Source organism: Paenibacillus cucumis (ex Kampfer et al. 2016) (genome assembly GCF_019748695.1).
GTDB lineage: Bacteria > Bacillota > Bacilli > Paenibacillales > Paenibacillaceae > Paenibacillus > Paenibacillus polysaccharolyticus.
In genome coordinates this window covers 1-13,463 of sequence record NZ_JACLIC010000045.1, presented here as the reverse complement: position 1 = coordinate 13,463, position 13,463 = coordinate 1, and the positions used below count along the sequence as shown (strand labels likewise).

The 13,463-nt window shown below is 48.7% G+C and carries 9 protein-coding genes; 2 read left to right on the top strand and 7 right to left on the bottom strand.

Translation table 11 applies throughout. From position 1 onward, the window contains the following. Window positions 1-87: 87 nt before the first annotated feature. Window positions 88-2,460 (bottom strand): Ig-like domain-containing protein, encoded by a 2,373-nt coding sequence (locus tag H7T88_RS24460; protein WP_221790856.1) that lies wholly within the window; start codon window positions 2,458-2,460, stop codon window positions 88-90. Window positions 2,461-2,663: 203 nt separating this feature from the next. Here H7T88_RS24460 and H7T88_RS24455 point away from each other — a divergent pair, with 203 nt between their 5' ends. Continuing rightward, complete coding sequence (locus H7T88_RS24455) at window positions 2,664-3,269, top strand: methyltransferase domain-containing protein (protein ID WP_221790854.1); 606 nt, start codon at window positions 2,664-2,666, stop codon at window positions 3,267-3,269. Between the two features lie 214 nt (window positions 3,270-3,483). Here H7T88_RS24455 and H7T88_RS24450 read toward each other — a convergent pair whose 3' ends face one another. The 6 genes from H7T88_RS24450 to H7T88_RS24425 all read right to left on the bottom strand — a co-directional run bounded on the left by H7T88_RS24450 (window position 3,484) and on the right by H7T88_RS24425 (window position 10,710). Continuing rightward, complete coding sequence (locus H7T88_RS24450; protein WP_221790852.1) at window positions 3,484-4,620, bottom strand: YyaL domain-containing protein; 1,137 nt, start codon at window positions 4,618-4,620, stop codon at window positions 3,484-3,486. Window positions 4,621-4,638: 18 nt separating this feature from the next. Beyond that, window positions 4,639-6,678: a glycosyl hydrolase gene (locus H7T88_RS24445; RefSeq protein WP_221790850.1), complete on the bottom strand. Its 2,040-nt coding sequence runs from the start codon at window positions 6,676-6,678 to the stop codon at window positions 4,639-4,641. Further along, window positions 6,635-8,833 (bottom strand): heparinase II/III family protein, encoded by a 2,199-nt coding sequence (locus H7T88_RS24440; RefSeq protein ID WP_221790848.1) that lies wholly within the window; start codon window positions 8,831-8,833, stop codon window positions 6,635-6,637. The genes H7T88_RS24445 and H7T88_RS24440 overlap by 44 nt, the downstream gene beginning before the upstream one ends. An 80-nt stretch (window positions 8,834-8,913) precedes the next feature. After that, window positions 8,914-9,570: an SGNH/GDSL hydrolase family protein gene (locus H7T88_RS24435; RefSeq protein ID WP_221790965.1), complete on the bottom strand. Its 657-nt coding sequence runs from the start codon at window positions 9,568-9,570 to the stop codon at window positions 8,914-8,916. Between the two features lie 145 nt (window positions 9,571-9,715). Further along, the gene (locus tag H7T88_RS24430) at window positions 9,716-10,045 is read right to left on the bottom strand and encodes a branched-chain amino acid transport AzlD family protein (protein WP_145334208.1); all 330 of its coding nucleotides are present in this window, start codon (window positions 10,043-10,045) and stop codon (window positions 9,716-9,718) included. Continuing rightward, complete coding sequence (locus H7T88_RS24425) at window positions 10,036-10,710, bottom strand: AzlC family ABC transporter permease (protein WP_145334290.1); 675 nt, start codon at window positions 10,708-10,710, stop codon at window positions 10,036-10,038. Before H7T88_RS24425 ends, H7T88_RS24430 begins: the two co-directional genes overlap by 10 nt. Before the next feature lie 238 nt (window positions 10,711-10,948). On the opposite strand from H7T88_RS24425, the gene H7T88_RS24420 reads away from it, so the two are divergent. Continuing rightward, window positions 10,949-12,949: a methyl-accepting chemotaxis protein gene (locus H7T88_RS24420; RefSeq protein WP_221790846.1), complete on the top strand. Its 2,001-nt coding sequence runs from the start codon at window positions 10,949-10,951 to the stop codon at window positions 12,947-12,949. Window positions 12,950-13,463: the final 514 nt, after the last annotated feature.

Genomic DNA, 13,463 nt, shown 5'->3' with positions numbered 1-13,463 from the left:
TCTATATGGTACTCAAAAAGGTGATATCAGCTTGAATGCTGATATCACCTTTTTGACATTTACTATTTCTAATTCCGTATTCCGACCTTACTTCTCCTCAACCACAACGTTGACCTTTGTTTTTACACCTGCATAGGAGATGGTAATAGTCGCTTTACCTTTACCATTCGCTTGAATGATCCCATCTTTTACGGAAGCCGTCGCAATGCGGGAGGAAGTCCAAAGTGCTGGTTTGGACACATTCGCTTCACTTCCATCCAAATATGTTGCGGTGGCGACTACGGTTGCTTTATCGCCAACTTTCATCGTTAACGTGACTTTATTCGTCTGTAAATATTTCAATGTATCTACATCCAGCGCAATCGTAATCGTTTTGCTACCGTACTTCGCAGTTATTCTTGCTTTACCTGAGCTTAGTGCCTTCACTTTGCCTTTGGTCACTTGAGCCACTTTGTAACTGTTTGATTTCCACTCTGCTTTGTCTGTAACATCCCGCTCACTGCCATCACTCAAGGTAGCAGTCAACTTCAAATCCACGGTTTCACCGGATTTCAGCGAAAGAGCTGGTTCAGATGCTTCAATCCGTGAAATGACATCGACTTCAACCTGAATTGTGATTTTCTGTGAGCCGTATTCAGCTGTGATGTTCGCTTTACCACTGCTATTACCTGTGATTACACCTTTTTTCACATCAGCTACACGCGCATTGCTTGATTTCCAAGTTGCATCGGCTGTGACGTCTTTCGTATTACCGTCCCCATCCGTGCCTGTAAGGATAATGGCTTGAGTTTCTTTTGCAGACAGCACGACAAAGTTCATATCCGCTTCCAGCCCGCTCGCCATTCCTACTTCTACAGGCAGTGTCAACGTTTTACCCTCGATTTTAGCAGTAATCGTTGCTTTGCCTGTCGCTACACCCGTAATAACCCCTTTGCTGTCTACCTCAGCGATTTTCTCGCTGCTACTGCTCCACGTTGCATCGTCAGATACATCCTTGGAAGTTTCACCGTATACGGCAAGCACTTTGGCAGCAGTGGTTCCGCCAACAGCAACGGTTGCTTTCTTTTTATCCATCTCATACTTGTCAGGCACGTCTACGTTTACTGTGAATTTCACCGTTTTGCCGCCATATGCTGCGGTAATGGTAGCTGTACCCGATTTGTATGCAATCAGTTCACCGCCCGATACATATACAATATCTGCATTGCTGGACGTCCACGTCGCTTTGGACGTTACATCTTCCTTGCTTGCATCGATGTACTCAGCGTTTGCTGTAAGTTGTTTCGTTCTACTGTCACCGGTAACGCTCATGGCAAGTTTGTCGGTAACATCTTTGATATCCAGATATCTCGCCGTATCTACATCGACAGCGATCTCTACCGTTTTGCCACTGTATGCAGCCTTAATCGTTGTTGATCCCGCACTTATTGCTGTAATCTGGCCTTTGAACACCGTAGCCACCTTCTCATTGCTGGATGTCCACGTTGCCTGATCCGTTACATTCACATCACTACTGTTTGGATATGAAGCTGTAACTGCGACATTGGCCGTTTTATTCGTATCACTCAAGCGGAAGAAGATGCTCTGTTTCGCTACGCTCAGCTTACTCGTCAGATCTACATCCACATCTACAGATACCGACTTGGTACCATATTTACCTGTAATTGTGGCAGAACCTGCCGAATAACCTGTAATGTTGCCTTTCAGTACATCTGCAACCTTTTCGTTGCTTGACGTCCACTCTGCCAGATCGGTTACATCTTTGGAAGTTCCATCTGGATAGGTCGCTGTTAATGTGACACTTTCCTTCTGTTTCAGAAGTAGACTGATCTGGCTTTTGTCCACATCCACACGTTTAACCACTTCCACGTTAACATCTACGGTTACGCTCTGACTGCCCAGCTTCGCTGTAATCAACGCTGTACCTGCACTCTGACCCGTCACTTTACCGTTGACCACTGTTGCCACTTTCTCATTACTTGTTGACCATTCGGCACTGCTGGCCGCCTGCTCATTCGTTGTATTATCACTATAAGTTGCAGTCAGCAAAATATCCTTGGTAACCCCTGTGCGGAGATCAAGATCTTGCACATTTTTCGAAAGGGCTTTGACTTTCTTGGTCACTTTGATTTGAATGGATTGACTTTGTCCTTGATACGCCACTGTAACTGTGGCTGTACCTTCTTTTTTGGCTGTTATTGAACCATTATATGCAGAGGCTACCGAAGCATCACTGCTCGTCCAGGATGAACTGATCGTAACGTTTGCCGAGGTATTATCCGAATATACCCCCGTTACGGTAACAGACCCGGAATCGCCGACTTCGAGCGACATTTCATTTTTGGAAACCACAATTTTGGACAGTTCTTTCTCTGCCGCAGCGGCCAAGCCTACGTTGGAAATACTCAGTATCAACACCAGCATCATCACCATGTACTTGGTCAATCTTGGCTTAAACATCATTTCCCTCCGATTAATCGTCAATTTTTTCCTACTCTAATTAATGTCGGCAAGAACTTTCCAGATGTTTAGACTTTCAGGAAATTTTCAGGTAATTATATGGAAAATCATACTATAGTCTCATCTACTCCCGCTGCGCATAACCTGAATATAAGGCTTGCGATCTTACGCAACATCATTTTTCAGTATCGGGGGAAATCGGTGTGAATCAGTCATTTGATTACATCCATTATTGGGAGCAGACTTATTCTTCGGGTAAAACGTCGGGCAGGGGTTCATATGGCGTGTTGGCGGAATTCAAAGCCGAGGTGGTCAATGCGTTAATCCGGCGCGAAGGTATTCATCGGGTCATCGAATTCGGCTGCGGAGATGGAAACCAGTTGAAATATATGAACTATGGTGAATACCTGGGCATGGATGTGGCATCCTCGTCTATAAAACAATGCGCTTCGCTATATGCTAACGATCCTTCCAAAAGCTTCATGGTGTATACACCGGGCCTGTGGATCAATCGTGGTTTTCTCCAAGCTGATCTGACCGTGTGCCTGGATGTGCTGTATCATATTACAGATGAAACGGATTTTCGGGCTACCTTACGCGATGTTCTCCACACTTCAACTCAATGGGTGGTGCTCTATACAAGGCTGAAGGAGCAAGGAGATTCCGGCGTGAAAACTATCCAGGATCGCAATCTGTTCCACTATCTATTCGATTATCCCGAATTCAAAGTGCATGAGATCATACGCCAGCGATATCCCGAGCAGTCCTCTGCCGACTTTGTCATTCTTAGACGTTCGCCAGCGAAGTAAGTTCACTTCCTGAAGATACAGCAGAGAAACAACATAAATAACCGCCCTATGCAGGACGGTTGGCTAGGCTTATCTTGAAACATACTGAACTGCATCTTTTACCCCTTTTGCCCCCTGCTACGTCACCTCTCCTTGACGTGCCCCGGCACGCCTGCGGGAAACTTCCTTGTTTGAAACGAAATTTCGGAAAATCTGCTTTCTTCAGCGTTTTCAGTTAAAATAACCCCTCGTTTCCACGCAACTTCACCAGCGCTTCCATATAGAAGTAATCGCCGTAAATAATCGGCACATTGATTCCCCGGCCTTCCGGGTAATGTACCGTTCCCTGCATAATCAGCCCTTCTTCCGCTACAGATTCAGCAGGGCTGTAGCGCTCATACAAGCCGCGGACGATGCGCTCTCCCGCGGCAGCGTAGATTTGCCCGCGTGGCGACAGCTTCGCAAGCTCGAACAGACCGCTCGCGGCAATCGTCGCAGCGGACGAGTCCCACGCCGCCTGATGCTCGGCAGGCGCGCGGAAATCCCACACCGGCACGATGTCTTCGCCAAGCATGGCGAGGAAGAAATCGGCCGCCCGCTCCGCTGTCTCCAGATATCGGGCTTCGCCCGTATACCGGAAAGACAGCGCAAACCCGTGCAACGCCCAGGCGGTTCCCCGCGCCCAGGCGGACCCGGGAGCATGGCCTTGGCCGCCATGCTCCCGCAGCTTCTGCCCCGTGTGTGGATCAAACTCCACCACGTGGCAGATGGACCCGTCTGCGCGGACGAATTCGCGCGCCACGGTGTCCGCATGCGCTTCCGCCAGCCATCGGAAGCGAGGATCGCCGCTCTGCTCGGATGCCCAGTAGAGCAGCGGCAGGTTCATCATGCTGTCGATGATGGCAACGCCGCGCGTGTCCATCATCGACGAGCCGAAGTTCCATGCGCGGATGAACTCACCGCGCACGTGAAAGCGGGCAGCGAGCAGATTCGCGGCAAGCATGCCGCGGCGGCGCCCATCCTCGCTGCCCATCTGGCGATAGCTGGCTACGCCACTAAGCAGCCAGATGAAACCCAGATCGTGATCCACCAGGTCTGGATCACGCAGACAACCTTCAAGCTGTCGCTCACAGCTAGCGGCGATTTGCCGCAGATCCGCGGCCGCTTCATGCTGCGGATCATCCCGGTACACCAGCCACAACAGTCCGGGCCAGAAACCGGCTGTCCACCATTCCGGAGCATTTTTGTCGTACACACCCTGCGGTGAAATATGAGGAAAGGTATCCTGGATTCGTTTCGCATTTCGAATCGTCTTGTGAACCCCTTGCTGCCATGCTTCCTCCAGCCATGTTGCGGATGTTGAGGTATTCATGATCATGTCCTCCTGTTCCTATGTGAGATCGCGTCCCAATCGAATAGTGAATGTCAGTTGCTGTGCATCGTAAACTTCCATCCGCGCCTGCTTAAGCAGTCCGTTGCGTGAAGCCACTTCCTGTGGATTCAGCTGAATTACCGCTTTGGCATCTTGAACTGTCGATTCAACGTATGCTCCCAGGTACGCTGTGCGTACACTCTGCTCCGTATAAGTAATCACAGCCTGCTCCCGACCATCGCTAAACATCAGTGGAATCACAGCTCCCACCGCCTCCATCTCACCCTCAAATATATACGTCACCACCAGTTCATCTGCTCGTTGCACATAACGGGTAATGATAGAGCGCATCCCAGGTAAAGGCCCCGTCCAGGTAATTTCAAAATCATTCTCCGTTGTATTCAACATGGCTTTTTCGGCAGTTTCCCTCTTAGTTTGCTCAGAAGCTTTTCTCGTATCATGCTCAGCTATACTCTCAACAATATCCGTACCAACTGCTGACACGGTTTTATGCAGCTTATTTTCTGCCGTAATCTCACCCGTCCGGGTCGCCATCTTAAATATGATTGAACCGCCACCGTTCGCCGGATCAATTCCCGCATCACGGTCATACTCACTACCTGATGGTATGCCCTCAGCCAGACTATGCCACACCCCATCCGTTGTCTTCCAAGCGGGGCAATAACTCAGAGGCTGTACAACACCTTCAGCAAATTCCGTAAATCCTGCCTGTACGTGACTGGCTGCGGACGGGCCTATTAATCCCGGCAGACCTGCCTGTTGCACTCGTACCAGCCCCGGAATCGTATACGGGTCATTCAGCGCAGTGTGCAAAACCAACTGCTGGCCTGGCACAGAGGCCAGCACGGTTTCGAACCAGCCATCCGTCTGTAGTACCCTGTTTCCAATCTCGGAAGGGAGATAGGATAGCACAATCCCCTCATCTGAAGCACGAAGACAGGCATGTGCCAGCGCGGCTGCCGTCCACAGATTGTAACAGGTGTGATTGGTGTATACTTCATAACCGTGACGTTTCTCAGGCGCATATTCGTTGCGTACAATCTTCAAACGTCCATCCGGCATCAACCAGCGCTCTACGGCTTCAAAACAACGATTTGCCGCTCGTGCGAACGCCCCGGCCATCACCGAATCCCCAGCCTGCATCGCCAGCTTGGCGTGTACCGAGCAAACATATGCCGCCGCCGCTTCATTCCATTGGTGCTGGGAGCTGCGACCACGCGGCGGTATTTCTCCCAGCGGAGACAACATCAGCAGTGAGCTGAACGCACCATGATTCAGCTTCTCTCGTAATGCATCTGCGACTGCCCCTTCATAACCTCCATCAAGCATCACTTCAAGATGATAGCGGGTAGCGATATCATAGGAAAACGGACAATTCGGCCGATCCAGCGGGCCGTCCTGATACAGACCAAGCGGAGTAAAACGCGGCAGATGGTATGCTTCGAGATAACGATCCATCCACGTTGTATCCTCACTCGCAAGATGTTCGCTCCATCGCAGATATTCACCAGAGATCATAATGGCATTCCAGTTAATCATGCGATTGGCATTATTCATCTTACTCATCGTAAATACATAATCGTTCTCGGGATCAATCGTCCGAAGTGCCTCGGCCCAGATGGAGGCCTGATCAGGTCGATGAGATCTAAGCAACATGTATGCCCGCATCATCAGTACAGGAAAAAAATCCGGATGATTGTCCGGCGCACTGCCGCTTACCACCGCATCAATGCTATGGGACAGAGCTGCCGATGCAGAATCCAGCAGCTCCATGTGCCCTGCATCCACCAGTACTGCAGCTGCCATAGCGTAGGCTGGGGTGGAGTAGTACCGTTCTATGCCTGAATACGGATCGATAATTGCACCGTTACTATCCTGATATTTCGTGTAAGCGCACACAATTTGTTTCACGAGTGCCAGCTTACGCTCCCTGCTCCAGCCATCTGCCGATGCAGAGCCAGCTTCAGCTGCTAGTGTGCGATACCTTTCAAGTTCATTTTTCCATGGATATGTCGCTGTGGCTGTATAACGACTCACGTGGACTCACCTCGGCTTCTCCTTGATGGGGTTCAACCATAAAATCAACCTGACATACAATCTCTAGCGGAGCATCGTTGGCGGTTTCGGCATCTTCAACTCGTTCATCCTCGCTCTTTGTCGCTGTAACTTCGTTCCCTTTCCAAACAAGTGATGTACGATAAAATGTAACAGGGACCTGATCATGATCCACGGTATGCACAGCTTCTGTCTGCACCCGCCACTGGACAGCATCATAGTTCATGTACAGATTAGCCTGCGAAGCCTGCCACCGAAGTCTGCCTTCCTTTTCCATTGTCGGACCTACCCGGCTTATCCAGCGCTCAACGACTTGTGCTTCAACATATGGCTCGTTCAACGAAGACTTCGTAGTATCCGCTTCTGTGTCCATCTTCCATTGGAATCTGTCTATAATCCGCAAGCTTGCCATATCTACATACACATCCGGATCAGGAGGATTCCCCGTACTACAACAACTGCCGCCTCTTTCCTTAATTTCCATAGTCCCATTCATTCCAACACAATCTTGTCCGGCCTTCCAGCTCAGATGACGTGTATATCGGTGTAGTGTTGTTGCTTCGGAATATGCACGCGTCAGGTCGAACAAGGCCTGCACTTCACTTCCATCCGGCTCAAGCCTGAATTCCAGCAACTCGGCTTCAGCCTTTCTACCCGAACGTTGCTCGCAACCTCCGATCAGGGGCACGTTATGCCCGGCAGATGAGATATGAAATAACTGCTCGCGCCCTGGAGCAAAATACGCCTGAGTGTACAACCCTGCTCCAGGGTCACAAAGTATATTTTCACCACCGCAATGGATAATCACTTGTCCCAGATCATTATGATTGTGGGGTTCATCATTATGACCGCCTTTAAACGAACATGCCACCTGAACCCACTCCCGGTCTGAACAAGGTTTGCTTGTTTCTCCTTGTACATTCGGCGGCATATGAAGGGCATGTTTAGCAACCATCCATTCCAGCTGTTGAAAAATAAACCCTCCATTCGCCCGCTCAGCCGCTTCTCGATGTATACGTTTATATACCACCGGATCGCTCCACATCACGTTCCGTAGCAGATGGGCCCAACGACGACAAGGATCTTCTGTCAGCCGGGGAATACGCAAGGGCAAATCCACTTCCATTCCGAAACGTACAGCTAACAGAGACAGGAGCCCCGAAGGTATCTCTTCATGCTCCGAGCTATCCGAATAATTGATAAATGTACCGCCCGACAGATGGATTCGTAGCGGAAATGCCGCTATCGCCGCTATCTTGGAACCTTGTAACAAGTCCAACGCTCCCTCGGTGTAGTCCAGTAACATCTCGGCATAATAGACGAAATAACCGAAGCCATACACCCAGTACCCAATCCCTTCAGCACAGCCGCCGTCCTCGCCATACCCGCTCAAGAACGCCTTCATACAATTGATTGTCTGTCTGTTGGCCTCCAGCAGCATCGCCTGATCCTCCAGCAATAACAGAGCAGCCATGCCGCAGCATCCCCCACAGACAGCAGACCAGTTGTGATCGGCTATCTGCCAGTGATATGCCCTCTTTTCCCTGTATAACGGCGTAAAGATACGTCGCTCCGCCTCTTGAAGTATCCGTTCAACAATCAGAGCATCGAGATGATGACGATGAAGTACCACAATCTCCGCAAGCATATGTACCGTTTCTGCCGCGAAGAGGTCAATATTTCCTGCTACCTGCTCCGCCTCTCCCGTTCCCAGATGTGCCGGAAGGCACCACGTATATTCATCACATACCGCCCACAACATCTCTTCGAGAGCATGAACCATATGAGGGGTGCCAGCATCGAGAGCAAGCATGGCAACGGCTGCTAATCTACCGCGCCTTTCGAAGTAAACCTGCTCGTATGCTTTGCGGTCTCCCTCCCTGCCGAACTGTCGAAACAGTTGGAATGTCAGAAGAGGTAGCGGTTCTCTTAATGCTTGCTCTCCATACCTCCGTAAATCGGTGAACAGTTCAGCGATTTCGTGCCGGAACAACTTTTCCCTTAGTTCATCAGTCTTAAATCCCACTCTCTCTTGACCATGATTTGGCTGGTTAATGTGACGAAAAACGTGCTGGATCTGTTGTTCATCCGGCCAGTCCAGTGCCCCAGATTCATCTACAGCGTGTCTTACACGCATTTCATGATGTTCGTTTCCTATTTCGTGATTAGAGCCTCGCAAAGGATTCACCACGCCTCACTAATGGAATTTAAGATAAGCTACACAATAGCAAGTGGAGATTGCTGCACCACAGATAACCACTGACGAGCAATTAGCTCATGACCTGCCGCAGTAGGATGAACGCCATCCCATAACCAGTATGAAGCATCGGCTTGCTCCAATGCCGCATCGAACGTTTGCTGTAGCGGGACCCACACCGCCCCAAAGTGCTCGGCCATTTCCCGAACCTGTTGCTGGTATTCGGCCATAAGCGTTTCCCAGCCATCCCATTTGTCCAGCGTTGCCCCTGTCTTCAGAATAAAAGGCTCCATCAGTACAAGTCCTGTATCCGGTATAACTTCCCGAGTTTCCTCCAGCAAGTGACGATACGCCCGGGCAAAACGATCTGTATATCCTCTCGGTTCATCATTCATGAAACGCCAAGCATCGTTAACCCCAATCAGGATACTGATCAGATCGGGTTTCAGACTATATGTGTCTTCATTCCAGCGTGCGTACAGATCGGAAGCCCGATTTCCGCTAATGCCTCGGTTATAGAACGTTTTTTGCTTGCTGGCCAGCTCCATGCCCAGTCTGCTTGAGATCAAATACGCGTACCCATGACCGAGAACATGGTTCAGATCCTCATTCCGTGATCTTCCTCCATCGGTAATGGAATCCCCTTGAAACAAAATCGTCGATGGACTTGGTTTCATCTTAAACATCGTTCCTTTCGCTCAAAATAGTTGATGAAATCCTTCTACTATATCCATGGCACAACAGACTATTTCATGCTGCTTTCTCCATCTTATCCCTTTTAGGTTCATTAGAAAATAGCGTTTTCATCATGATCCCGTCATTCTATCCCATGAGGTAACGTAGTATCATCATGGATACAATACCAACCAGCACCGTACCAAGCAGACTGCGTGTCCAGATGGCTACAGCCACTGTCGGCAATGCTGCCCACAAGGCGGCATTTTCTGTAATCGGCACCAGTCGATTGCCTGACATAAACAACTCCTGACCAATAAGTGAGGCCATGACGGCAACAGGCACATATTCGAGCCAGCGCATCAGCCACACCGGAATCTGTATTTTACTGAAGAGCATAAGCGGCAATACCCGTGGAATAAATGTAAGCAGTGCCGAGCCCATAATAATCCAGAATACATCCCATCTTACTTCCATCGTTCCATAAACACTCCCATCGTTGCTGCAACCACTGCCGCTATGATAATGCTCAGACTGCCTAGTGAAGCCATGCTTGCTAAGATAACACACACGACCGCTATGATTGCTACATTGATATGTATTTTTTTGCTTTTGCGATGTACCAACTGAAGCACAATTAGACCGATAAACATCGCTGGCAACGCATAGTCCAGTCCAAACCGATCCGGATTTGTAATCCAGCGCCCAAAGTACGCTCCCGCCATGTTCGCGACAAACCAGTTCAAGTACGCCGTAATATTTAGACCGTGCATCCAGCGCTCACTGAGCGTTTTTCTACCGATTGCACGGGTCATCGCCACACCGAATGACTCATCCGTAAGCAGTGAGCCAATCCACATATTTTTAAGCGGTGTCAGATGTCTGAAATACGGAGATACGGCTGCGCTAAGCAGCAGATGACGCAGATTCACAAAAAATATAGTGAAGATGATCGCTAACGCCGATCCATTGGAAGCCAGCATCCCTGCTGCGATGAACTGGGCAGAACCTGCATACAAAATCAGGCTCAACAATGCCGTTTCGGCAAAACTGAGACCTGCAGTCATCTCGATGACCCCCGCTGCAAAGCCAATACTTAAGTATCCAAGCAGGGTAGGCACACAATCTCGAACCCCCTGCATAAATGTTGCCTCATCCTGGATTTCCACACTTTTTTCATGTGCAGATAATCTTGGTGCACTTTCATTCAACTCTCGTACAACTCCTCTCTAATTTTAATCACTGTCAGCCGATATATATCGATACATACCATTCTGAATCAGAGATTTGGAATAATGAATGCAGAATTGGTTTGCATTAACTTAGAAATATACCATATTTTATGTCAGTTCGGGAGAGTTGACAGGGGGAGAATGTACTATGAAGAAAGTGAAGCAGCCAAAGGGGAAACGAACGTTACAGATGAGAGAGAAACTGATACTTTCATTTGCTATCGTGCTGCTGATCCCGACGATCAGTTTAGGCATCATTTCATTCCAGACAGCGGCTACCAAGGTCGAAGAAAAAATGTTTGAGAATGCCAACAGTAGCGTGAGTGTACTGAATCAGACCATTGACCAGATTATCGGGGCTACACGCAAAAATGTAGACTTCCTAGCAAGTCAGCTGGATGCTGGTAATGTGGGTCCGGTTCAAGGGGACGAAACGAAAACGATCCGTACCTTACTTGATGCTTACAAAGATACCCACGATGACGTGGAACTTGCTTCCGTCGGAACGGATAAAGGTGTCTATATCAACTCCCCAGTCACCGCTGTAAACAAACCGGGATACGATCCCCGTGAACGTCCTTGGTTTAAAGCTGCTTCGGAGAACAAAGACGTACCTACTGTAATCACACCTTACATCTCAAGCAATACAGGTAACGTAGTTGCTTCAGTCGCTCAGACGACCGATGACGGTCATGGTGTTGTTTCGGTCAGTCTTTCCCTTAAAGCTCTTTCCGAGACGGTAAATTCCACGAAAATCGGGCAAAGAGGATATATCTATATTATCGATAATGCGAATAAAATCATCGTACATCCAACCGAAAAACCTGGTACTGAAGGTACGATGGAACCCTATAAACAAATTTTTGATCAAAAGAATGGTGATCTGCAATATACGTTGAACGGAAAAAACGAGCATGCCTTCTTCGTAACCAATGAAACGACAGGCTGGACAGTCGTCGGTGTTATCGATAACGACGAAGTTACGGAAACCGTTCGTCCAATCCTGTACACTACCCTGGTTGTTATTGCGATTGCTGTAGTTATCAGCTCCATCATTATTTTCTGGATTGTACAAGCCATTACGAAACCCCTCAATCGACTTGTCAAAGCCTCCAACGAAATCAGCGATGGAAATCTGACAATTGAGGTTGCTGTGAAAGGTCAGGATGAGTTCGGCAAGCTCAGTAACAGCTTTAATAAAATGAGTGCATCTCTACGAACCGTCATTCAGGATGTGCGTAATACAGCTGACGAGCTTACAACATCTTCTGCACAGCTTGCGATCAATTCGTCGGAGACAACCAAAGCTACAGAGCAAGTGGCCCTCATTACAGAACAGTCTGCAGCTGGTATTGAAAAGCAGGCAAATAGCCTGAAACATACCGCACAGCAGATGAATGAACTTGCCGGAGGGGTTGGACAAGTAACCAACAGCACACAGCAAGTGTCCGAAGCCGCTATGCAAGCAAGTGAACTCGCGCACCAAGGGAACTCGACGATCAAAACGGCTGTATCGGAGATGGGCTCCATCCAGCATTTTGTACAAGGTATCGCAGAAACTGCGACACGGCTGGATCAGCATTCCAGCTCCATCGGTGAGATGGTATCTGTCATTACGGATATCGCAGCCCAAACCAACCTGCTTGCGCTGAATGCTTCCATTGAAGCAGCCCGTGCAGGTGAGCATGGACGCGGATTCTCCGTTGTAGCAAGTGAAGTCCGCAAACTGGCGGAGCAGTCCAGCGAATCCGGCCAGAAGATCGTGGAGATGGTCGCATCCATTCAGCAAGAAATCTCCAAGGCTAATGAGAATGTTCGTCTGGGACAAAAAGATGTAGACAGCGGCATCCGAGCTGTACAATTTGCCGATGATGCATTTGTGCAGATTAGCGAGGCTGTTGGGGTGGTCAATCAGCAACTTGAAAATATCGCAGCGGCATCAGAAGAGATGTCTGCCAGCACAGCAGAAGTGGTGCAGTCTATCGACCACATTCATACCATCTCGGAAACCAATGCCGATGGCACAGAGAATATCTCCGCTGCAACGGAAGAGCAAGTGGCCTCCATGCAGGAAATCTCCTCCTCTGCCGATTCCCTTGCGCATCTGGCTAATAAGCTGCAGAAGCTGGTAGAGCAATTCAAGCTGTAATGGGCAACCAACGCAAATCTTTCGCCATTTGGCGAGCATATTAGAGCACATCAACTTAAAAAGTCCCTTTGCCGACTCTACAGCAAAGGGATTTTTTTTCGTTTAGGATAGTCATACATATAGGATAGTCATACATACTCACTACTTACTTGCCACTTGCTTGCTTACTAACTTATTAAAAAGGCTAAATCACAATATTCCGCCCAGAAGTGACTGCCCTGCATCGCCTGATCTAGCTGGATAATTTTCTAACGATCCCCAGGAACGCTATTTGGATAATATCATACCGTTTTATTTTCTAACGATCTCAGGGAAGCTTATTTAGTAAAAATAAAGAGAAAATGAACGGATATCGTGTGTTTTAGTGAAATAAGGTTTCTGGTGATCGTTACATTTCCAGAAAACCAGTATCGCCAAATTAAGCTCATCTGAGATCGTTAGAATCTCAGCTCGTTATACTATGCTTCATGCTGAGGATGAACCGGTTCAACCCCTTAATATTGGACACTAGCTA